This window comes from Streptomyces sp. JLBG701 (assembly GCF_058544905.1).
On record NZ_CM178588.1, the window covers coordinates 8,503,337 to 8,524,094 of the forward strand.

Genomic DNA, 20,758 nt, shown 5'->3' on the forward strand with positions numbered 1-20,758 from the left:
CCCCGCACGCGGTGGCAGGCTCCCGCACACGCCTCCCCGAGAGCCTGCCACCGCCTCCTCCCGGAAGCTTCGTCTCCTACCGAAAGGGTCACCGACATGCCCCAACTCACCGAGCTGGCAAGGAAACTGGCCTCCACGCCCAACTTCGCGACACTCGCCACGATCGGCAAGGACGGCCTGCCGCAGCAGACCACGGTCTGGGTGAAGGCCACCGGTGACGGGATCGCCTTCTCCACCGTCGAGGGCCGCGTGAAACACCTCAACCTGCTGCGCGACCCCCGCGCCAGCATCCTGATCATCGACCGTGACAACCCCTACGCCTACGCCGTGGTCCGTGGGTCGGTCACCATCACCCGGGACGGCGGGCCGGAGCTGATCGACGAGCTCTCCCGCAAGTACGAGGGAAAGCCCTGGCAGGAGACCGCGACAACGCCCAGAGTGGTCGTCACCGTCAGCGCCGAGCGCGTCACCGAGTACGGCGGCTGATCACCCGCCCGGCGGCTAGTATGTGGTCTGACAATCTGCGGAGGATCCATGAGTGACCACGCCCCCCAACCAGCCACCGGGCCCCGGCCGGTCATCAACCAGACCCGCCGTGACGCCGTGGTGAACGAGTTGCGGAGGGCCATCCTGGCCGGAGAGCTGGGACCGGGGCAACGGCTTCGGGAGGTCCAGATCTCCCAGCAGATGGGGGTCAGCCGTCCCACCCTGCGTGAGGCGATCTACCAGCTGACCCACGAAGGACTCCTCGAACAGCAGCCGTACCGCGGAGTCGTCGTCACCGACATCGACGAGAAGTTCATCACCGATGTGGCCGCGGTCCGGGTCGCCCTGGAGAAGCTGGCCGCCCGGGCCCTGGCCGACGATCCCGACGGCTCCCGCAAGGAGACGCTCCGGCGCAGCTGGGAGGAGTACCAGGCGGCCCACGCCGCCCAGGACCCGGACCGCCTCCACCAGGCCCACGTCAACCTGCACTGGACCGTGTGGACCGCCTCCGAGAACACCATGCTCGAACGCCTGTGGCCCACCGTGGAAGCCCAGATCAACATCGCCATCATGGTCGACGAGAGCACCCGTTCGGATCCCGATCGCGCCCTGCACGTCCATGAGCGTCTCATCGAGGCGATCCTCGACGGCGACCCGGACACGATCGACGCCGAGGTGGAACGCCACACCATGGCGAGCGCCGGCGAACTCATCGAGATGCTCGCCGAGCGGAAGAAGCACACAAGCGCGGCGGCCGACCCGCTCACACCGTGACGACGAGCTTGCCCCGTGGATGCCCGCTCTCCAGGTGGCGTACGGCGGCGGGGGCCTCCGCCAGCGGATAAGTGCGGTCGATGACCGGCGCGATCACGCCCTTCTCGGCGAGGTCCTTCAGGGTCAGGAGGTCCTGTTGCCTGGTGACCGCGAAGACCGGGCGGAAGCTCTCCCGGACGAAGGCGGACAGCAGCAGGGCACGTGCCCAACGGTCCATGCCGCCGAGTACGGGCCCTCCGTTCTCGCCGCCGACGAAGACGATCGTGCCGCGCGGGGCGAGGACGCGGCGCAGGTGGGACAGGGGGCGGTTGCCGGCGGCGTCGAGGATGAAGTCGTAGCGGTGGGGGCGGTCGGTGATGGCCTCGTGGGTGTAGTCGATGACGTCCTCGGCGCCGAGGGAGCGGACGAGGTCGGCTCCGGTGGGGCCGCAGACGCCGGTGACCTGGGCGCCGTAGTGGACGGCGAGCTGGACCGCGTACGTGCCCACGCCGCCTGAGGCGCCGATGACGAGGACCTTCTGGCCGGGGCGGGGACGGGCCACGTCGAGTGCCTGGAGCGCGGTCACGCCGGAGACGGGGAGGGCCGCGGCCTGTTCGAAGGCCAAGGGGGAGGGTTTGGCGGCCAGTTGGGCGGCCTTGGCTCGGGCGTATTCGGCGAAGGAGCCGTCGCAGTTGCCGAAGACCTCGTCTCCGGGCTTGAAGCCGGTCGTGTTCGCGCCGACCGACTCCACGATCCCGGCGGCGTCCCAGCCCCGGACACGGTTGGTGGGGCGGCGGAGGCCGATCTGGGGGCTGAGCCGGGCGATGTACGGCCGTCCCGTCATGAGGTGCCAGACGCTCGGGTCGACCCCGGCGGCGCGCACTTGGACGAGCACCTCGTCGTCGCGGGGGACGGGGCGGTCGATGTCGCGCAGTTGGAGTGAGTCGGCCGAGCCGTAGGTGTCCTGGACGATGGCCTTCATCGGGGCTCTCCTCGCCTTTCCGGAGCTCTCGGATCGTCCCGGCGGTACGCACCGCTGACCGGTCGCCGGGCCCGGTTGACCCACAGTCGCACTCCTTGACGGCCCTGTCGCGTCTCACGACGTGCCCTGCACCGGGATTTCCAGCCGGAGCTCGTAGCCGCCGTCGGTCGTGGGGCCGGCGGTGACGGTGCCGCCGAGGAGTTCCGCGCGCTGACGCAGGCCGATGAGGCCGTGGTGGGCGCCGGGGAGGGGGAGGGCCGGGCGGCTCGGGGGCGCGTTGACGACCGTGACCAGGACTGTGCCGTCCAGGTGGGTGAGGTGGATGGTGGCTTTGGCGCCGGGGGCGTGTTTGCGGACGTTCGTCAGTGCCTCCTGGACGGTGCGGTAGAGGGCGCGTTGGACCGGGGGAGGTAAGTCGTCCGGTAGGTCCGTGTGCAGGTCGGCGTCGATTCCGCTGGTGTCGACCAGGCGCGGGAGGTCCGCGAGGGACGGTTGTGGGGTCAGTTCCGTGGGGCGGCTGCCCGAGGCGCGCAGTATGCCGACCATGTGCCGCAGCTCGTCCAGGGTCTGCACACTCAGCCGCCGGATCGTCGTGGCGGCCTCCTTCGTCTCCGGGTCCAGGCTGCCGACCTGGAGCGCTCCGGCGCGTACGGCGATGAGGCTGACCTGGTGGGAGACCACGTCGTGCATCTCCCGGGCCAGTTGGGCCCGTTCCCTGGCCAGCACGCTCTGGGCGAGCAGCAGCCGTTCGCTCTCGCGGGCGTCGGATATCTCGGCCAGGCGCTGGGCCAACTCGCGCCGGGCCTGGACGAGTTGACCGAGGAAGACAGGTGCTGCCGCTGTCGCCAGGCCGTAGGTGACTCTGATCAGGTCCGAGGGGTCCGACAGGTCGGCGAACCCAGGCGTGGGCCACGACCAGGCCGTGGTGTCGCTGATGGTGAACGCCAGAGCGCAGACGGCCAGGAGCCCGCGTCGGCGAGTGCGCGACGCGAGCGAGTACAGGGCCAGCAAAGGGGCGACCACCGCGTCGGTGACCAGGGCGGCCGGCAGAGCGAGCGCGTACGTCGGCAACGGCAGCCCGCGGCGCAACGCGAGCGAAAAGGCGGCCAGCAGCGCGCAGACCACGGCCGGCCGGTCGTCGGTGTCGACGTGGACCCAGACGTCCACGAGCGAGGCACCGACGAGGGCGGGGTCGAGCAGCGGGGCGGGCGGACGCCGCGGATCCCTCACCCGTCCGAGCCCCCTCACCCGTCCGAGCCCCCTCACCCGTCCGGGTTCCGGAGCGGCCTGAGCAGGCCGGCACGCTCGGCGAGCAGGGCCGCCTGGACGCGGCTGCCCACCTCCAACTTGGTGAGGAGGGAGCTCACATGGTCCTTGACCGTCGCCGCGCTCAGCAGCATCCGCGCGGCGATCCGGGCGTTCGACAGCCCCTCGGCGACAAGGACGAGCACGTCTCGTTCGCGGTCGGTCAGCCGGGCGATGCCGCGAGCGGCGTCGTTCTGCGGCTCGCCGTCCAGGTAACCGTCCACGACGGTACGGGCGACCTTGGACGACAGCACGACCCCGCCGTCCGCCAACGATCGTACGAGATACGGCAGTTGCTCGGGATCGGTGTCCTTGAGCAGAAAGCCCGCCGCCCCGGACCGCAGTGCGGCCGCCACGTACTCGTCCATGTCGAAGGTCGTGAGCATGGCCACCACCGGCGGATCCGGTATGCGGCGCAGCTCGGCCAGCACCGTCAGTCCGTCCATGTCCGGCATCCGGATGTCGAGCAGTACGACGTCGGGACGCGACTCCCGCGCCGCGCGCACCGCCTGAGCGCCGGAGACCGCCGCCACGACCTCGATGTCGTCCGCGGTGTCGAGGATGTGCTGGAAACCCGTACGGATCAGGGCCTCGTCGTCGACCACCACTACCCGGATCACCTGCCGCTCCGTCCGTCGCCGGACTCCTACGACGCCCGTGGCCGCCCCCGGGTTCCCCGCGCCGACTCCCGCCGGTCGGCGGGGCAACTCCGGCCACCTGCCGGATGGTTCGGCGCCCGCGCCGCCGCCAGCCTGAACCACATGACACAGGACGCCTCAACGGCCTTGTCCCGCTTGCCCGATGACTTGCCCGACCGGCTCTCCCCGGAGAAGGGTGAGCCCTCTCCCACCCCCGGATCACCCTCCACACCACGGCTGATCGGTATTGACCTGGCCCGCGGACTCGCGGTCCTCGGCATGTACGCCGCCCACGTCGGCCCCGATCCCTCCGTGGGCGGACCACTGGGCCTCGTACTGGAGTTGGCCCGCGGCCGTTCCTCCGCGCTGTTCGCCCTGCTCGCCGGCTTCACGCTCGTCCTCATCACCGGCCGCCCGCACCCCCGGACCGGTCGGGCCGGCCGGCAGGCGGTGGGCAGGATCGTCATCCGCTCGGTCGTCCTGATCGCGCTGGGCTACGCCCTGACCGCCCTCGACACCGAGGTCGACGTGATCCTCGCCTTCTACGGCCTGATCTTCCTCACCGTGCTCCCGCTGTACCGGCTACGGGCGGGAACGCTCGCGGCCGTAGCCGCCGGGGGCGCACTTGTCCTGCCCCAACTGCTGTACGTGGTACGGCAGTCGATCGACCAGGGCGACTGGGCGGACGCCGTCGTCGCCTCCGATCCGCTGGCCCGCGTCAGCGGCACCGACGGCTTCATGGAGTTGCTGTTCACCGGCGAATACCCGGTGCTCACCTGGATGTCCTTCATGGTCGCGGGCATGGCGGTGGCCCGGCTCGACCTCACCCGGGGCAGGATCCATGCCCGACTCGCCCTCACCGGCGGTGCGTTGGCGGTGCTGGGCTACGGCGGTTCCTGGCTGGCCCTGCACTTCGTGCCGCACGCGCGGGCGACCGTCGCCGCGGCCACGGACGGGGACTCGGGAGCCTCCGCCTGGTGGTCCGACACCGTCGGCGACCTCACCGACGACACCCCTGCCGCCTGGCTGCTGGTGGGGGCGCCGCACAGCCAGACGACCTTCTCCGTCCTCGGCAACACAGGCGTCGCGCTCCTCGCCCTGGCCGCGTGCGTCACGGTCACGGCCCGCCTGCCGCGCCTCACGCGCCTGGCCGCACCTGTGTCCGCGGTCGGAATGATCGCGCTGACCGTCTATGTCCTGCACATCCTCGCCATCCGGGCGGTCGGCATGGAGGAGGAGACCGGCCCGGCGCTGGTGGCCCTGGCCTGCTTCACCGTCGCCGCGATGGTGCTGGCGAGCGTATGGACGCGGCATCGCCGCCGAGGGCCGTTGGAGCACTTGCTCAACGCGGTGACGGGGCTCGCCCGGCACATCAAGTGACGCCGGGCTACGGGGTCTTCCCCTGCCCGGCCTCACCCGGGTGCTCTGCGGGCGGCGTCGGCCAGGACCGGCGGAGATCAACTTCGCGTGGACGCTCGCGGTCCAGGCCTCGGCCGGGCAGGTTCTCACGGGTGGCCAGGACACGCTTTTCCAACTGTTTCTCCAGTGACGAGCCGTGTATTGCCGACCAGTTGGATCGCTTCGGGGAAAGCTAGCCGGGGCGGTCACCGGAAACAAATAACGGATTCGTCTGACGCTATTGGCGATCCTTATCCTCCATCCTTGTCCTCGATCAGTTCGAGGAACAGATCGTGCACCGCCAACGCCGGTTCCGAGAGCGGCTGATTGTCCGATGTCACCAGGGACAGCTTGACCTGGATGACAGGGTCCACGATCCGGCGTACGGACAGGGAGCGGACGTCGAGGATGGCGCGCGCGGCCGACCAGGGCAGGACCGTGGCGCCGAGATCCGCGTCCACGGCGTTGACGAGCGTCAGCGCGGACTCGACCTCGCCCACCACGTGCGGCCGCAGCGACGCCTGTTGGAAGGCGGCGTCCACCACCTGCCGGATCGTGTGGATGCGGCTGGGCAGCAGCAGGGGCACGCCGGTGAGTTCCGCCAGGCTCACCTCGCCCTCGCCCTCGCCCTCTCCCGGCGGGGCGGTCGCGCCGGGCGCGCCGATCAGGAACAGGTCCTCCGTGCGTACGGGCTCGAACTGCACGCCTCGCAGCGGGCCGGCCCCGTAGATGAACGCCATGTCCATCCGGCCCGTCATGATCGCCTCGCTGATCACGCCGCCGAAGTTCTCGTTGATGTGCAGCAGGATGTCCGGGTAGCGCTCGCGCACGCTCTTCAGCAGCGGCAACGCGAGCGCCGCGCCAAGGCTGTACGGCGCGAGCCCGACCGACACGCTGCCGGCGGGAGCCCGGCCGGAGACCTCGACGGCGGCGTGCGCGAGGTCCACCTGGCGGAGGATCAGCTGGGCGTGCCGGTACAGCGCCCTGCCCGCCTCGGTCGGGGCGACCCCGCGTTTGCTGCGGATCAGCAGCTGCTGCCCGAACTGGGCTTCCAGCGCGGACAGTTGCTGGCTGAGCGCGGGCTGCGCGATGTGCAGGATGTCGGCCGCGCGCGTGATGCTCCCCGCGTCGATGATCTTGATGAACGAGTAGAGACGCCTGGTGTCCATGCGGGCCTTCCAAGGGGGCGGAGCCTCATCGTAGGCCTCGTGTGTGAGGCGGGTCATAACCGTTCGCGATAACGCCAGACCGAACGCATATTGGCGATCACGTGAGCAGGGACCTAAGTTGAGCGGAACATCCAGCCCGGACTCGCTCGATGAAATAGCCGCTTGTGTCCGAGGTGTTTCGGATCCTTTCCGGATGTCACGACGGCGTGATGGCATTTCCTTCCCGGTGCATCTCCTTCCTAGGAATTCCCCTTCCCAGCATTGTGATCCCGCATTCTCTCCCGGAGGACGTCATGACCCCCATGGTTGATCTCGTCGCCGATCTCGGCGAGGGATTCGGCGCCTACACGATGGGCGACGACGAGGCCCTTCTGGAGATGCTCACGTCCGCCAATGTGGCCTGCGGATTCCATGCCGGTGATCCGCGCATCATGGACGCCACGGTGCGGACGTGCGTGGAGAAGGGGGTGGCCGTCGGCGCCCACCCGAGCTTTCCCGACCTCGTCGGCTTCGGCCGCCGCGCGATGGATCTCACGCCGGAGGAAGTCCGTACGGACTTGCTCTACCAGATCGGCGCCCTCCAGGCGTTCGCCGTCGCCCACGGCACCCGGGTGCGGCACATCGCCCCGCACGGACGCCTGGGCAACCTCGTCGCCGTACGCGCCGACTACGCCGGTGCCGTCGTGGACGCCGTCGCCTCCCTGGACGAGTCGCTGATCATCCTGGCCCAGGACGGTGAGCTCGCCGACGCCGCCCGCGCCCGCGGACTGCGAGTCGGCATCGTCGGCATCGCCGACCGCGCCTACCGCGACGACGGGACCCTCGTCCCCCGCTCCGAGCCCGGAGCGGTGATCCACGACCCCGACGAGGTCGCCCGGCGCACGCTGCGGATGGTCACCGAAGGCGTCATCCGCAGCGTCGCCGGCACGGACGTCCAAGTCGCCTGCGACACCGTCCTGTTGCACGGAGACAGCCCCGGAGCGATCGCGCTGGCCGGCCGCATCCGAGAGCAACTACTCGCCGCCGGGGTCGAGATCACCTCGCTCGACAAGGTCCTGAGCGGCAAGGGCGTCTGACATGAATGGTCCTGAGGCGAACGGCAACGTCACGATCACCGACTGCGGCGACTCCGCCCTGGTCGCCAAGGCCGTCGGCCTGGACGCCGAAGCCGCCTGGCGGCTCGTCCACGCCCTCGCCGACGCCCTGGACGCCGTCCAACTCGCCGGTGTCCACGACGTGGTGCCCACCTACGACGCCCTGCTCGTGGAGTTCGACTGCACCCGAACCGACCACGACACCGTCCGGCGCGTCCTGGCCCACGAGGCAGCCCGCCTCGGCCCGGACCCCGCGCCGACGACCCCTCCGCGCCGCTTCCTCGTCCCTGTCGTCTACGGCGGCGAGTACGGGCCCGATCTGCCGGAGGTGGCCGCCCAACTCGGCCTGGCCGAGAGCGAGGTCATCGCCCTCCACGCCGGGTCCGACCTGACCGTACGCTGCCTCGGCGCGCCCGCGGGGGCGCCGATGACGGACGGGCCGCCCTTCCCGAAACCGGTGCCGCGGTTGGCGTCGCCCCGCACCCGCGTCGATCCCGGCTCGGTCGCCGTCGCGGGCCGGCAGGCGGTCATCTGCCCGATGCCCTCGCCCGGCGGCTGGCCGCTCCTCGGGCGTACCCCCGTGCGCGTCCTGGACCTGCACAGCGACCCGATCACCGCCTACCAGCCCGGAGACGCCTTCCGGTTCCGCCCCATCACAGCCCAACAGTGGGACGAATACGCCGACTTGACCCTGGCGGACTGCCATGGCTGACACCCTCACCATCCGCACCGCCGGCATCGTCACCGTCCAGGACCTCGGCCGCGTCGGCCGCTCCCGCTACGGCCTGCCCGCCAACGGAGCCGCCGACCAGCACTCGGCGCGCGTCGCCAACGTCCTGTGCGGCAACGACGAACGCGCCCCGCTGCTGGAGATCACGGCCCTCGACTTCGCCTGCGTTCCCTCCGGCGACATCCTCATCGCGGTGACCGGCGCCCCCGCCGACGTCACCGTCGAAGGAGTCGCACGACCGCAATGGGAACCGGTCCCCGTACGCGCCGGAGAAACCATTCGCGTCACCGGCATCCGGCGCGGACTGCGCGTCTACCTGGCCGTACTCGGCTCGTTCGAAGCGGACTACCTACAGGGCAGCTGCGCCCCCGACACGATCCTGGGCTTCGGCCCCGCCCTCCGCAACGGCGACGAACTCGCCCTGCGCACGGCCTGCCCGCCCCTCGACCACCCCTTCTCGCGGATCCCGCTGTTCCGCCTCAACGCCCCCGTCCCCCCGTTCCCCACCACCTGGACCATCGACGTCACCGACGGCCCCGACCGGGCCGAGTTCGGCGACACGGGACGGCGCCTGTTCGACGCCCCCTTCACCGTCACCCCGCGCAGCAACCACATCGGCCTGCGGCTCGAAGGTGAAGTGCCCCGCCGGGTCACCAAGGGCGAGGTCCTCTCCCGCGGCGTCCCCATCGGCGCCGTCGAAGTGCCGGCCGGGGACGAACTCCTCGTACTGCACCGAGGCCGCGGCGTCACGGCCGGCTACCCCGTCCTCGCCGTCGTCACCGCCACCGGTCTGTCCGCCCTGGGGCAGGTACGCCCAGGCCAGACCATCCGCTTCCGCCACCGCACCCTCGACCAGGCAGTCACGGCCCACCGAGCCCAACGCCAGGCGATAGACGCCCTGAGAACCAGGGTCCACACAGCCTTCGAGGCCCTACACATCCGGGCCCCTGCGGAGACCTGACCCCCCCGCACCTCTCCAACACCGGCCCGCTCCAAAGGGGCGCGGGGAACTGCGCGCCCAGCCCCCACCGACCCGCACGCCACACCAAACCGCAACCAACGCCTACAAAACCCACCCGCACCACACTCACCCCCGCTCAACAGCTCCCCGCCCACCCGCTGGAAGCACCCGCACGGAGCCGTAACGCCCCTCATCCCACGCCTGCTGCCCAGACAGGAGACGCCATGAGTACCCTGGCCGCTCAGCCAGTCCCCAACACGGTCGATCCCAGAACCGCCCGCAAGGTCACCCTCGCGGGATGCGTCGGGATCTTCGCCGAGCTCTACGACAACGGCATCTTCGGCTTCATGGCCGGAACCCTCGCCGCCGTCTTCTTCCCCGGCTCCGACAACGCCATCCAGCTCGTCTTCCTCGGCTACGCCGTCTCCTTCTTCTTCCGCCCCCTCGGCGCCGTCATCTGCGGTCACCTCGGCGACCGCATAGGCCGCCAGCGGATGCTGGTCTTCGTCATCCTGCTGATCAGCGCCGCCACCGCGGCCATCGGTATCCTGCCGACCTACGCGAGCATCGGCATCGCGGCACCCGCCCTGCTGATCCTGCTCCGCGTCGCCCAGGGCTTCTCCGTCGGCGGCGAGGCATCCGGCGCGATGAGCTTCCTCGCCGAGCACGCCCCGGAGGGCAAGCGCGGCCTCTACACCAGCTACGCCCAGATCGCGTCGTTCCTCTCCCTGCTCACCGGCACCCTGATCGCCGCCGCCATGACCAGCGGACTCGGCACCGAGCGCATGGAGTCCTGGGGCTGGCGCATCCCGTTCCTGCTCGCCGTCCCGCTCGGCATCACCGGCATCTACATCCGCAAGCGCATCAGCGACACGCCCAACTTCAACCGCCTGAAGGAAGAGGGCGGCCTGTCCAAGAACCCCCTCAAGGAGGCGTTCACCTCCGCCGAGCACCGCCGCGCCATGCTCCTTGCCCTGTTCATCCCCCTGATGAACGGCTCCGGTTACTACGTCCTGTTCAGCTACATGCCCACCTTCATGAGCAGCGAGCTGGACTTCAGCAAGGTGCAGGGCCTCCTCGTCACCGCCTCCAGCCTGGTCGCGATCTGTATCGCCATCCCCTACATGGGCCGCCTCTCCGACCGGGTCGGGCGCAAGAAGGTCATCGCCGGCGCCGCGATCACCATGGCCGTCATCGGCGCCCCCTGCTACCTGCTGATCGGCACCGGCAACGTCGCGCTGGCCGTCGTAGGCGCCTGCGTCATGGCGGTGGTGTTCGCCGGCCACACGGGTGTCATCCACATCCTGCTCGTCGAACTCTTCCCGACCCGTGTGCGCTACTCCGCCTACGGCCTGGGCTACAACGTCTCCGCCGCCCTCTTCGGCGGCACGGCCCCCCTGCTGATGACCACCCTCATCGACCGCACGGGCAACGTCTACATGCCGGCCTTCTACGCCGTCCTCACCGCCCTCGGCACCCTCATCGCCGTGTCCCGCGTGAAGGACAGGGCCCACCTGCCCCTGCGCGACGCCTGACAGATCGATCCCCGGCACCCGCACCCCGCCCTACCCCCACACCAAGGAGCACATCAGCATGCCCATCTCCGACTACAGGACGGCCCTCGTCACCGGAGCGTCGACCGGCATCGGAGCCGTGGTCGTCGAGCGACTCGCCAAGCGCGGCCTGGAAGTTCACGCCGTGGCCCGCAACGCCGAACGGCTGGACGCCCTCGCCGACGCCACGGGTTGCGTCCCGCACGCCGTGGACATCACCGACACCGAGGCGCTCACCGCCGTACTGGACGGCCTGGAGATCGACGTCCTGGTCAACAACGCGGGCGTCTCGCGCACCGGCAACATCCTCACCGCCGACGAGTTCGCGGTCGACGAGCAGATCGCCGTCAACATCCAGGCGGTCCTGCACCTGGTCCGCCTGCTCATGCCGGGCATGGTCGAGCGCGACCTCGGCCACATCGTCAACATCAGCTCCATCGCCGGCGTCTACAACTTCGGCGGCAACACGATCTACCACGCCACCAAGGCGGCCGTGCACACCCTCTCCCGCCAGCTCCGCGTCGACGGCTACGGCCGCCGCGTCCGCGTCAGCGAGATCTGCCCGGGCCGCGTGGAGACGGAGATCTTCGGCCGCCTGCTCGGTGACATGGAGGCCGCCCAGCGCGAGTACTACGACGGCTACGAGTCCCTCAAGCCCGAGGACATCGCCGACGCCATCGAGTTCGCCGTCGACGCGCCCCGGCACGTCAACATCGGCCACATCGAGATCCTGCCCACCTTCCAGGTCCCCGGCGGCCTCAACTTCGAGCGCAGGGAGGGCTGATCACATGCGGACCGCGGAGCGCGTACGCCGTATCAACCCCTCGCCCAGCACAGCGGCGGCCCAGCGCGTGCGCGAGCTGAAGAGCCAGGGGCTCACCGTCCTCGACCTGACGGTCGGCGAGCCCGACTTCGACACCCCGGACCACGTCAAGGCCGCCGCCATCCGGGCCATCGAGGCGGGGGAGACCAAGTACACGCCGGTGAACGGCACTTCGGCGCTGCGTGCCGCGATCGCCGGGAAACTCCGCGAGCGACACGGCCTGGACTTCACCGACGCACAGATCACCGTCGGCGGCGGAGCCAAGCAGGTCATCTTCCTCGCCCTGATGGCCACCCTGGACGAAGGGGACGAGGTCATCGTCCCCGCCCCGTACTGGGTGTCGTATCCCGACATGGTCCGCGCGAACGACGGCACCCCGGTCATCGTCAACTGCCCGGAGACGGACGGCTTCAAGCTGACCCCCGAGCGACTCGGGGCCGCGCTCACCGAGCGCACACGCTGGGTCGTCCTCAACACCCCCGGCAATCCCACCGGATCCGCGTACACCACCGGCGAACTCCACGCACTCGCCCAGGTATTGCTGGACCACCCCCACGTCCGCGTCCTCACCGACGAGATCTACGACGAGATCTGGTACGGCGACGAGGACACCCCGTCCCTCGCAGCCGCCGAACCCCGCCTGGCCGACCGGGTGTTCCTCACCAACGGCGTCTCCAAGACGTACGCGATGACGGGCTGGCGTATCGGATACGGGGTGGGCCCGACGGACCTGGTCACCGCGATCAACACCCTCCAGTCCCAGACCTCCTCCTGCCCCTCCTCCATCAGCCAGGCCGCCGCTGCCGCCGCGCTCACGGGACCGCAGGACTTCGTCCAGGACACCGTGCGGGTCTATCGCGCACGCCGGGACGCGACCGTGAAGCTCATCAACGACGTTCCCGGGCTCAGCTGCACGGTCCCGGACGGAGGCTTCTACCTCCTGGTCAACTGCCAGGAAGTAATGGGCCAGTTGACACCTGATGGGCACCGGATCGAGAACGACGAGGACTTCGCCCGCTACCTCCTGGACACGCAGCAGGTGGCGGTGATCCACGGAACCGCGTACGGCGCACCCGGCTATTTCCGCATCTCGTTCGCCACGTCGACGGACGTCCTCACCGACGCGTGCGAGCGCATCGCGACGGCCTGCGCCGCACTGACCCCCGCCTGAAAGGTCATCATGATCCGCGTCACCACCAAGTTCGAGCGGCCGGACGAGGCCTTGGTCGAGCAGTTGAGCGCCTTCTCCTCGGCCACCATCCACGAGGCACAGGGCCGACTCGGCGCGCTGGACTCGGCCATCAAGCCGGTCGACCACCGCATGTCCCTGTGCGGCCCCGCCTTCACCGTCCAGTGCGCCCCGCGCGACAACCTGATGCTCCAGACCGCCATCGCCTACGCCCGCCCCGGCGACGTCGTCGTCGTGTCCGCCGGCGCCTACGAGGAGGCCGGCTCCTTCGGAGACGTGCTCGCCAACGCCTGCCAGGCCAAGGGACTCGGCGGCCTGATCACCGACACGGGCGTCCGGGACACCGAGGACCTGCGCGCCCTCGGCTTCCCGGTCTTCTCGCGCAGCGTGTCCGTCAAGGGCACGGTCAAGGAGACCGTCGGCCCGATGTGCGAGCCGGTCACCATCGGCGGCGTCCTCGTCCGCCCCGGCGACGTGATGCGCGCCGACGCAGACGGCGTGGTCGTCGTCCGCCGTGAAGACGCCGCCGAGGCGGTCGCCGCCTCACAGGAGCGGGTCGACGCCGAGGCGGGGTACATCGCCGCGTACCGGGCGGGCAAAACGGTCGTAGAGATGTGCAACCTCGCGCCGCTTCTCGCGGCGAAGGGGCTGGTGATCGAGGACTAGTCGGCTCTCCGCGCCGTGCTCTTCTGTGCGGGCCGGTTCCGGCCATCCCGGCCCGCGACGGGTGAAGATGGAGGTCCGCCGACCCCGGGATGGACCGATGTGCTGGAGCGCGAAGGCCGACCTCGTGGCAGGCATCGGCGTCGCGGCGGTCGGTGTGGCCTGTCTGGTGCGGGTACGCCGGCGTCGTGACCTGGCGCTCGCCGCGCTGCCGCTGCTGCTCGGAGCCCACCAGATGGTCGAGGCAGCGGTCTGGGCAGCCGACGGAGGAACGGGCCCGGCCACCCTCGCCTGGGCCGTCATCGCCCTCCCGCTGCTGCCGCTCTGGCTGTCGACGGGCGTGCTGTGCGCCGCGCCACCGCACGCGCGACGCAGACTGATGGTGCCGTTCGCCGCCGGCGTCACGACCGCCGCGGTGCTCGCGTACGCCCTCGCCGCGGGCCCGATGACGGCCGAGATCCGCGGCCACACCGTCGGCTACGGCCTGCACCTGCCCCACGCCGAACTGGTGGTCGCGGCCTATCTGCTGGCCACGGTCGGCTCCCTGCTGCTGTCCGGTGACCGGGGTCTGGTGGCCTTCGGGATCCTGGCGGCGGCGGGCGCGCTGATCTGCTGGACGCTGTGGCAGCTGGAGTTCATCTCGACGTGGTGCGCGTTCGCGGCGGTGTGCTCGGTGATCCTGTACGGCTGGGTGCGCGGACGCTCCCGTGACCGCGCCTCTCACGCGGGCCGGACGAGCCCGGTGTCGTAGGCGAAGATGACGGCCTGGACGCGGTCGCGGGCGCCGATCTTGGCGAGGACGCGGCTGACGTGGGACTTCACGGTGGACTCGGCCAGTGACAGCCGGTCGGCGATCTCGGCGTTGCTCCAGCCCGTCGCCATCGCGGTGAGCACCTCGCGTTCCCGCTCGGTAAGCGCGGCGAGCTGTCGCTCCTGGGCGGGGGTGTGGCCCGGGAGCCGTTCGGTGAAGGCGTCGATGAGCTTGCGGGTCAGGCCGGGGGCGATGACGGCGTCCCCGGAGGCCACCGCCCGGATCCCGGCGATCAGCTCGTCGGGCAGCGCGTCCTTCAGCAGAAACCCGCTGGCACCGGAGCGCAGGGCGGCGTAGGCGTACTCGTCGAGGTCGAAGGTGGTCAGCACCAGGACGCGGGAGCGGCCGCCGGACTCGACGATGCGGCGGGTGGCCTCGATGCCGTCCATACCCGGCATCCGTACGTCCATCAGCACGACGTCGGGCCGCAGTTCGGCGGCCAGCCGCACCGCCTCCGCGCCGTGCGTGGCCTCGCCGACCACGGAAAGGTCGGGATGCTGCTCAAGGAGCATGCTGAAGCCGAGGCGTTGCAGGGCCTGGTCGTCGACGATGAGGACGGTGGTCATGCTGAACGTTTCTCCGTGCTCGTGGTGGTGATCATGAGGTGGGCTCGGACCGTCCAGCCGCCCTCGGCGTCGGGACCCGAGGTGACGTTCCCCCCGTACAGCGCGGCCCGCTCACGCATGCCGACCAGACCGCGCCCGTCGTCGTCCCCGGCTCGCGGGGTGCGGGGCGGTCCGGTGTCCTCGACGGTCAGTCGTACGACGGTGTCGTCGGCGGTGAGGGTGATGTGGACGGTCGTATCGGCGGCGGCGTGCTTGAGGGTGTTGGTGAGGGCCTCCTGGACGATGCGGTAGACCGCGAGTTGGAGGCCCGGGGCGAGCGGGAGAAGGTCGCCGTCGGTGTGCAGGGTGACCGTGGGGCCGGCGCCCCGGACCCGTTCCAGGAGGGGTTCGAGGTCGGCGAGGCCTGGCTGGGGGGCGAGCGGGGTGTCCGCCATGGTGTCGCGTTCCTCGCCGATGACGGCCAGCAGGCGGCGCAGTTCGGCGAGGGCGCCGCGGCCGCTGTCGGCGATGATGCGCAGGGTCTCCGCGCCTCGCTTCGGTTTCGCCTCGGTGAGTCCGGCGGCGCCGTCCGCGAGGCCGACGATGACGGCGAGCGTGTGGCCGAGGATGTCGTGCATCTCCCCGGCGACGCGGGCGCGTTCGGCGGCGGCGGCGAGCCGGGCCCGCTGGTCGCGCTCCACCTCCAGGCGGACGGTGCGTTCGTGCAGGGCCCCGATGTAGGCGTTCACGACCCGGCCGACCAGACCGGCCGCGGCGACCGCCGCCACGAGCGCCGTCTGCACGATCGCCAGCACCGGGGTCTCCCAGAACTGGCCGCTCGGCTGGTCGGTGCCGCGGACGACGACCGCCACGGTGGTCTGTGTGCAGGCGATCGCGACACAGACCGCCAGCTGGGCGGGCCTGACGCTGCGGCCCACATTGAGCAGCGCCACGATCCGCGCGGCCTCCGACCCCGTGTCGATGTCCATGGCGAGGCCCGCCCCGCTCACGACCGTGGTGAACGCGAAGACCAGGACCGGCCACTGCTGCCGCCACAGCAGCGGGACACAGAAGGCGACGATCACCGTCAACACCGCGGGCAGGCCGGGGCCGGTGCCGTCCGCGGTGTTCCGCAGGGCCGGGAGGCCCAACGCCGCGCAGAAGAACGGCACCGTCCAGCGCCTGATCCACGGATGAGCCAGGTCCGCCTGCCTCGCCCGGACGAGCCACTGCAGGACCGCGAGGTCCGAGCGGTGCTGGCTCTCGCCCAGCAGTGCCTCGGGCGTGAGGGGGCGCGCCGTCGGCCCGGGCGCGGTCGGTGCGGTCACGTCGTAGGGCGCCTCTCGGGGGTGGTCACGGCCGCTGTGGGCCGTACGTCCTGCTTCGGATCGTACGGCCGACAGCTCAGCTCCTTCCGGAGACGACCGGCTCGGGGTCCGCAGCCCCCGCGCTGTCCTTCTCCTTCTCCAACCGGTGCCGCAGCTTCTCGCCCTCCACGTCGACGTTGGGCAGCAGCCGGTCGAGGCGGGCGGGCAGGGCCCAGGCGTGGCGGCCGAGCAGGGCCATGACCGCGGGGACGATGGTCATCCGGACGACGAAGGCGTCGAAGAGCACGGCGGCGGCCAGGCCCAGGCCGATCGACTTGATCAGCGCGGTGTCGCTGAGCAGGAACCCGGCGAACACCGAGATCATGATGACCGCGGCGGCCGTCACCACCCGGGCCCCGTGCCGGAACCCGGCGACCACCGCCTCCCGGGGCTCGGCCCCGTGGACGTACTCCTCCCGCATCCTGGTGACCAGGAAGACCTGGTAGTCCATGGCGAGGCCGAACACCACGCCGACCATGAAGATCGGCAGGACGCTCACGATCGGCCCGGTCTGGTCGACGCCGAAGAGGTCCGCGAGCCAGCCCCACTGGAAGACGGCGACGACGACGCCCAGGGTCGCCAGAACGCTCAGCAGGAAGCCGGCGGCGGCCTTGAGCGGGACCAGGATCGAGCGGAACACCAGCATCAGCAGGACCAGCGCCAGGCCGACGACCACGCACAGGTACGGGATCAGGGCGGCGCTCAGCTTGTCGGAGATGTCGATGTTGAGGGCGGTGGTGCCGGTGACCATCAACTCGGCGCCGGTGTCGTCCTGGAACCGTGCGCCCCCGTCGCGGATCTCGGAGACCAGGTCGACGGTGTCCTCGCTGGTGGGGGAGGAGCCCGGGACGGCGCGGATCAGGGCCACGTCGCCGCTCGTGTTGAAGGTCGCGGGGCTCACCGAGGCGACGTCGGGCAGGCCGTCGAGCAGGGTGACCGCGTCGCTCGCGGCGGCCTCGGGATCGTCGCTGCCGCGGGCGTCGACCACGACCGTCAGCGGGCCGTTGTAGCCGGGGCCGAAGCCGTCGGTGATCGTGTCGTAGGCGGTGCGCTGGGCGCTGCCCGGGGTGGCCGTCGCGTCGCTGGGCATGCCGAGTTGCAGCGAGAAGGACGGGATCGCGAGCAGGAGCAGCCCGGCCACCGAGACCCCCAGGACCTTGACCGGGTTGCGCAGCACGAACCTCGACCAGCGCACGCCCATCGGCTCGCGCTCGCCGCTCTCGACCCCCTTCAGCCGGCGCGACTTGAGCTTGCCCGCCGAGATCCGCGGACCGGCGAAGCCGAGCAGCGCGGGCAGCAGGGTGAGCGCGATGACCACGGCGACGACCACGGCGAACGCGGCGCCCACACCGATGTCGGTCAGCATCCGGATGCCGATGACGCTCAGTCCGGCCAGCGCGATCACCACGGTCAGACCGGCGAAGACGACCGCGGATCCGGCCGTGCCGAGGGCGCGCCCGGCCGCCTCCTCCGGCCCGTGGCCCTCCCTCAGCTCGCCGCGATAGCGGGAGACGATGAACAGGGCGTAGTCGATGGCCACCGCCAGGCCCAGCATCAGCGCCAGCGTGGAGGTGCTGGAACTGAGGTCGATGAACGCGCTCGCCACGGTGATCCCGCAGATCGCCGCGAGGACGCCGAACACCGCGGTGAGCAGCGGCAGTCCGGCCGCGATGAGCGAGCCGAAGGTGATGACCAGGACCACGGCGGCGATCGCGATGCCGATCAGCTCGGTCGCGCTCTGCTCGGTCCGCTCGGTGACGGCGGTGCCGCCCATGCTCACCGCGAGCCCGGCGTCCTCGCCCTGCGCGGCGATGTGCTCCAGGTCCGTGCGGGCCGCGTCGGTGACGTCGGCCTGGGCGACGGAGTACGTCACCTGGGCGTAGGCGATCGTGCCGTCCTTGCTGACGGTGCCGCTCGTGTACGGGTCGGCGACACTCGCCACCTGGTCCGCTTTCCCGAGCTCGGCGACGAGGGACTCGACCTCGGCCTTGTCGGACCCGGACGTCAGCTTCCGCCCGTCCGGCGCCTCGAACACCACCCGGGCCGTGGCACCGTCGGCCGACGCCTGCGGGAACTCCTTCGCCAGCAGGTCCAGCGCCTTCTGGGACTGGGTGCCGGGGATGGCGAAGGTGTCCGTCGTACTGGACGACACGCTGCCGGCGCCGATGCCGACAGCGGCCAGGACCGCTATCCACAGCAACAGGACGACCCGTCGTCGTCGGAACGAGAACCGGCCGAGCCGGTAGAGGAACGTGGCCAAGGTGGACCCCCGGGAGGCGTGCGAAGGGGGCCGGTCGTGGCCCCGTGCACAACGCTAGGAACGCCCTGCCGCTGTTCGATGGCACTCGTGAGGTGAATACGGCCGTGCGGGCCGGTACCCCGGTGCCATGCGCGTCTCATCCCTCAGACGTACGGGCCGGCGCGCCTGTGATCAGGTGCGCCGGCCCGCGTCTTGGGGGGAAGGTGGCTTACAGGTCGGAGATGTCGAGCTTGCTCACCAGGATGGCCGAGGTGTCGTGCTCCCAGACGATGAAGTACTTGCCGGGCGCGTACTCGTCGCCCATCGGGTACGTGTCCCAACCCGCGCCGTCGCCGGCCGGTGTCGGGTCGGTGGGGCCGCTGGGGTCGGCGAACAGCTTGCTGCTCGACCAGGCCGCGCCGGGGTTCTTGGTCCGGTAGTTCATGGCCTGCCGGATCGGGTCCGTGTTGGTGTTGTAGATGGTCAGGTACCGGCCGGCGCTGTCCTTGGTGAAGTAGCCCTTGGAGTCGTTGTTGGGCACGTTGGTGTTCAGGGCGAAAGGGGTCCACGACACGTCGACGTCGGTGCCGGCGTCGGTCTCGGTGACGGCGACGGTGGCGGTGGCGGACAGCGCGAACGACGCCGCCCCCTTCACGGGAGGAGTGCTGCGGGCGACCAGGAGCAGCTTGGTCGGGTCGTCCTGCGAGACGACGAGCTGCGGTTCGCCGGCCAGGTGGTCGGTCGGGTTGGACACGGGGTCACCGCCGGCCGTCCATGTCGCGAGATCCTTGGAGTACAGAACCCCGTTCTCGCGACCCGTCGCCCAGTACGGCATGAAGTACAGTCCGTTGGCCATCTGGACCGGGCGTCCGGCGAGGGCGAGGTTCCCATGGTCGGCGAGCGGCAGGTCGACGGTGAAGTCGTGCCAGGTGTGCCCCCCGTCGGTGCTCTCCTTGGCGACGATGGCGGTGATCGGCAGGCCTCGGCGGTACTCGGGGGAGGTACGGCCCAGGTACGCGATGATGCGGTTGCCCGTCTTGTAGAGCTCGACGTAGTGCCAGGAGTACTCGTTGGTCTCCTGCGCCAGCGTCTGCGGGCGGCTCCAGGTCACGCCGCCGTCGGTGGTGTACGAGTACCGGATGTACCCGTGGTCGACGACCGGTCCCGAGGTGTCGGTGATCACCGTGGCGGTGGTGCCCTCCCGCCACACCACGACGGCGTCGTTCGCGCTGGTGCTGATGATGTCAGGGGTGCGGGGCCCGTCGCCCTCGGTCGCCGTGTTCTGGTAGGCGACCGCCGGGGCGGAGATGCTCGCGGCGGACGCGCGCTCGGGCGCGATGAGCAGGCCCACGACCAGCGCGGCGACGAGACCGAGGAGCCCTGCCAGGAAGGCCACCCGGGGCCGGCGCGAGGAGTGCTGTTCCGTTACCAGAGCCATTGCTGATCCTTGCTGTCACCGCAGGTCCACTGAGCGGCCTTGGTGTAGTTGGCGGTTTCGCCGTCGAGGAAGGCGAGGCAGAACCCGCTGTTGACGTTTTTCAGCCGCTCGTTGGCGTCCTGCGCCCAGGCCTGCTCACCGCCGTCGCCACCGTCGCACGGCCACTGGATGGGGTTGGCGCCGTGCACCTTGGTGCTGTTCGCCATGGCGAGGCACATGCCGCTCGCGAGGTTCCTCACCTGATAGCCGCCTGTCACCGGTTCAAGCGCCCAGTACTGGCTCTCGCTGGTGGTGCAATTCCACTCGATCGGGTTGTCGCCCTTTTCGGAGGCGGCACCGCCACCCACGGCCAGGCACTTGCCGGTGCTCTGGTTGTAGAGCCGGGCGTAGACGGGGTCCCCGGCGGCCGCGGCGGTCACGGTGGTGGTCTCCGCGGCCGCCGCCGCGCCGCTCAGTGAGGAACCCGTGAGCACGGGCGCGCCCGCCAGGGCCACAGCGGCCAGCGCGACGGCCTGCCAGTGCACCCTGAAGCTTCTCGGCTCTCTGTCATGTTTGGTCATGAAACATCCATTCCTGTGCACTCCCTGAAAGCGTGCTTCATCAGCATGCGTGTC

Annotated in this window: 20 protein-coding genes; 11 read left to right on the forward strand and 9 right to left on the reverse strand. The window is 70.6% G+C overall.

What is annotated here, in order from left to right; all coding sequences use genetic code 11:
* Nucleotides 1–96: 96 nt before the first annotated feature.
* Entirely contained in the window at nucleotides 97–486 is a 390-nt protein-coding gene (locus AC5DRG_RS39190; RefSeq protein WP_491804593.1) for a PPOX class F420-dependent oxidoreductase, read from the forward strand.
* 48 nt (nucleotides 487–534) lie between these two features.
* Nucleotides 535–1,260: a GntR family transcriptional regulator gene (locus AC5DRG_RS39195; protein ID WP_491804595.1), complete on the forward strand. Its 726-nt coding sequence runs from the start codon at nucleotides 535–537 to the stop codon at nucleotides 1,258–1,260.
* Here the strand turns inward: AC5DRG_RS39195 and AC5DRG_RS39200 are convergent.
* The 3 genes from AC5DRG_RS39200 to AC5DRG_RS39210 all read right to left on the reverse strand — a co-directional run bounded on the left by AC5DRG_RS39200 (nucleotide 1,250) and on the right by AC5DRG_RS39210 (nucleotide 4,146).
* Nucleotides 1,250–2,221, reverse strand: coding sequence for an NAD(P)-dependent alcohol dehydrogenase (locus AC5DRG_RS39200; protein WP_491804596.1), 972 nt, complete (start codon nucleotides 2,219–2,221; stop codon nucleotides 1,250–1,252). The two genes, AC5DRG_RS39195 and AC5DRG_RS39200, sit on opposite strands and share 11 nt — an antisense overlap.
* A gap of 114 nt (nucleotides 2,222–2,335) precedes the next feature.
* The gene (locus AC5DRG_RS39205) at nucleotides 2,336–3,388 is read right to left on the reverse strand and encodes a sensor histidine kinase (protein WP_491804597.1); all 1,053 of its coding nucleotides are present in this window, start codon (nucleotides 3,386–3,388) and stop codon (nucleotides 2,336–2,338) included.
* Nucleotides 3,389–3,483: 95 nt separating this feature from the next.
* Nucleotides 3,484–4,146 carry a response regulator gene (locus tag AC5DRG_RS39210; protein ID WP_491804598.1) on the reverse strand — a complete coding sequence of 221 codons (663 nt, stop codon included), beginning with the start codon at nucleotides 4,144–4,146 and terminating at the stop codon, nucleotides 3,484–3,486.
* 141 nt (nucleotides 4,147–4,287) lie between these two features.
* On the opposite strand from AC5DRG_RS39210, the gene AC5DRG_RS39215 reads away from it, so the two are divergent.
* Nucleotides 4,288–5,544: a DUF418 domain-containing protein gene (locus AC5DRG_RS39215; protein WP_491804599.1), complete on the forward strand. Its 1,257-nt coding sequence runs from the start codon at nucleotides 4,288–4,290 to the stop codon at nucleotides 5,542–5,544.
* 269 nt (nucleotides 5,545–5,813) lie between these two features.
* Here the strand turns inward: AC5DRG_RS39215 and nac are convergent, their stop codons facing one another.
* Complete coding sequence (nac, locus tag AC5DRG_RS39220; RefSeq protein WP_491804600.1) at nucleotides 5,814–6,731, reverse strand: nitrogen assimilation transcriptional regulator NAC; 918 nt, start codon at nucleotides 6,729–6,731, stop codon at nucleotides 5,814–5,816.
* 293 nt (nucleotides 6,732–7,024) lie between these two features.
* On the opposite strand from nac, the gene AC5DRG_RS39225 reads away from it, so the two are divergent.
* From AC5DRG_RS39225 to AC5DRG_RS39260, 8 genes are all read left to right on the forward strand, one after another.
* Nucleotides 7,025–7,807, forward strand: a complete 783-nt coding sequence (locus AC5DRG_RS39225; RefSeq protein ID WP_491804601.1) for a LamB/YcsF family protein — start codon at nucleotides 7,025–7,027, stop codon at nucleotides 7,805–7,807.
* Between the two features lies 1 nt (nucleotide 7,808).
* Nucleotides 7,809–8,537: a 5-oxoprolinase subunit B family protein gene (locus AC5DRG_RS39230; protein WP_491804602.1), complete on the forward strand. Its 729-nt coding sequence runs from the start codon at nucleotides 7,809–7,811 to the stop codon at nucleotides 8,535–8,537.
* Nucleotides 8,530–9,516 carry a 5-oxoprolinase subunit C family protein gene (locus tag AC5DRG_RS39235; RefSeq protein ID WP_491804603.1) on the forward strand — a complete coding sequence of 329 codons (987 nt, stop codon included), beginning with the start codon at nucleotides 8,530–8,532 and terminating at the stop codon, nucleotides 9,514–9,516. Before AC5DRG_RS39230 ends, AC5DRG_RS39235 begins: the two co-directional genes overlap by 8 nt.
* 224 nt (nucleotides 9,517–9,740) lie before the next feature.
* Nucleotides 9,741–11,051: an MFS transporter gene (locus AC5DRG_RS39240; RefSeq protein ID WP_491804604.1), complete on the forward strand. Its 1,311-nt coding sequence runs from the start codon at nucleotides 9,741–9,743 to the stop codon at nucleotides 11,049–11,051.
* Between the two features lie 58 nt (nucleotides 11,052–11,109).
* On the forward strand, nucleotides 11,110–11,853 hold the full coding sequence (locus AC5DRG_RS39245; RefSeq protein WP_491804605.1) for an SDR family oxidoreductase: 744 nt from the start codon (nucleotides 11,110–11,112) through the stop codon (nucleotides 11,851–11,853).
* A gap of 4 nt (nucleotides 11,854–11,857) precedes the next feature.
* On the forward strand, nucleotides 11,858–13,063 hold the full coding sequence (locus AC5DRG_RS39250) for an aspartate transaminase (protein ID WP_491804606.1): 1,206 nt from the start codon (nucleotides 11,858–11,860) through the stop codon (nucleotides 13,061–13,063).
* 9 nt (nucleotides 13,064–13,072) lie between these two features.
* Nucleotides 13,073–13,747: a 4-carboxy-4-hydroxy-2-oxoadipate aldolase/oxaloacetate decarboxylase gene (locus AC5DRG_RS39255; protein ID WP_491804607.1), complete on the forward strand. Its 675-nt coding sequence runs from the start codon at nucleotides 13,073–13,075 to the stop codon at nucleotides 13,745–13,747.
* A gap of 97 nt (nucleotides 13,748–13,844) precedes the next feature.
* Nucleotides 13,845–14,495 carry a DUF6629 family protein gene (locus AC5DRG_RS39260; RefSeq protein WP_491804608.1) on the forward strand — a complete coding sequence of 217 codons (651 nt, stop codon included), beginning with the start codon at nucleotides 13,845–13,847 and terminating at the stop codon, nucleotides 14,493–14,495.
* On the opposite strand, the gene AC5DRG_RS39265 is transcribed toward AC5DRG_RS39260, so the two are convergent.
* From AC5DRG_RS39265 to AC5DRG_RS39285, 5 genes are all read right to left on the reverse strand, one after another.
* On the reverse strand, nucleotides 14,465–15,121 hold the full coding sequence (locus AC5DRG_RS39265; protein ID WP_491804609.1) for a response regulator: 657 nt from the start codon (nucleotides 15,119–15,121) through the stop codon (nucleotides 14,465–14,467). The genes AC5DRG_RS39260 and AC5DRG_RS39265 overlap by 31 nt on opposite strands.
* Entirely contained in the window at nucleotides 15,118–16,428 is a 1,311-nt protein-coding gene (locus tag AC5DRG_RS39270; protein ID WP_491804610.1) for a sensor histidine kinase, read from the reverse strand. Before AC5DRG_RS39270 ends, AC5DRG_RS39265 begins: the two co-directional genes overlap by 4 nt.
* A gap of 76 nt (nucleotides 16,429–16,504) precedes the next feature.
* Nucleotides 16,505–18,727, reverse strand: a complete 2,223-nt coding sequence (locus AC5DRG_RS39275; RefSeq protein ID WP_491804611.1) for an MMPL family transporter — start codon at nucleotides 18,725–18,727, stop codon at nucleotides 16,505–16,507.
* A gap of 208 nt (nucleotides 18,728–18,935) precedes the next feature.
* Nucleotides 18,936–20,144, reverse strand: coding sequence for a sialidase family protein (locus AC5DRG_RS39280; RefSeq protein WP_491804612.1), 1,209 nt, complete (start codon nucleotides 20,142–20,144; stop codon nucleotides 18,936–18,938).
* Nucleotides 20,132–20,704 carry an RICIN domain-containing protein gene (locus AC5DRG_RS39285; RefSeq protein ID WP_491804613.1) on the reverse strand — a complete coding sequence of 191 codons (573 nt, stop codon included), beginning with the start codon at nucleotides 20,702–20,704 and terminating at the stop codon, nucleotides 20,132–20,134. The genes AC5DRG_RS39280 and AC5DRG_RS39285 overlap by 13 nt, the downstream gene beginning before the upstream one ends.
* Nucleotides 20,705–20,758: the final 54 nt, after the last annotated feature.

Coding starts and splice junctions, on each gene's coding strand:
- AC5DRG_RS39190 (WP_491804593.1), top strand. CDS start 97: ATGCCCCAACTCACCGAGCTGGCAAGGAAACTGGCCTCCACGCCCAAC.
- AC5DRG_RS39195 (WP_491804595.1), top strand. CDS start 535: ATGAGTGACCACGCCCCCCAACCAGCCACCGGGCCCCGGCCGGTCATC.
- AC5DRG_RS39200 (WP_491804596.1), bottom strand. CDS start 2,221: ATGAAGGCCATCGTCCAGGACACCTACGGCTCGGCCGACTCACTCCAA.
- AC5DRG_RS39215 (WP_491804599.1), top strand. CDS start 4,288: ATGACACAGGACGCCTCAACGGCCTTGTCCCGCTTGCCCGATGACTTG.
- nac (WP_491804600.1), bottom strand. CDS start 6,731: ATGGACACCAGGCGTCTCTACTCGTTCATCAAGATCATCGACGCGGGG.
- AC5DRG_RS39225 (WP_491804601.1), top strand. CDS start 7,025: ATGACCCCCATGGTTGATCTCGTCGCCGATCTCGGCGAGGGATTCGGC.
- AC5DRG_RS39230 (WP_491804602.1), top strand. CDS start 7,809: ATGAATGGTCCTGAGGCGAACGGCAACGTCACGATCACCGACTGCGGC.
- AC5DRG_RS39235 (WP_491804603.1), top strand. CDS start 8,530: ATGGCTGACACCCTCACCATCCGCACCGCCGGCATCGTCACCGTCCAG.
- AC5DRG_RS39240 (WP_491804604.1), top strand. CDS start 9,741: ATGAGTACCCTGGCCGCTCAGCCAGTCCCCAACACGGTCGATCCCAGA.
- AC5DRG_RS39245 (WP_491804605.1), top strand. CDS start 11,110: ATGCCCATCTCCGACTACAGGACGGCCCTCGTCACCGGAGCGTCGACC.
- AC5DRG_RS39250 (WP_491804606.1), top strand. CDS start 11,858: ATGCGGACCGCGGAGCGCGTACGCCGTATCAACCCCTCGCCCAGCACA.
- AC5DRG_RS39255 (WP_491804607.1), top strand. CDS start 13,073: ATGATCCGCGTCACCACCAAGTTCGAGCGGCCGGACGAGGCCTTGGTC.
- AC5DRG_RS39260 (WP_491804608.1), top strand. CDS start 13,845: ATGTGCTGGAGCGCGAAGGCCGACCTCGTGGCAGGCATCGGCGTCGCG.
- AC5DRG_RS39265 (WP_491804609.1), bottom strand. CDS start 15,121: ATGACCACCGTCCTCATCGTCGACGACCAGGCCCTGCAACGCCTCGGC.
- AC5DRG_RS39280 (WP_491804612.1), bottom strand. CDS start 20,144: ATGGCTCTGGTAACGGAACAGCACTCCTCGCGCCGGCCCCGGGTGGCC.
- AC5DRG_RS39285 (WP_491804613.1), bottom strand. CDS start 20,704: ATGACCAAACATGACAGAGAGCCGAGAAGCTTCAGGGTGCACTGGCAG.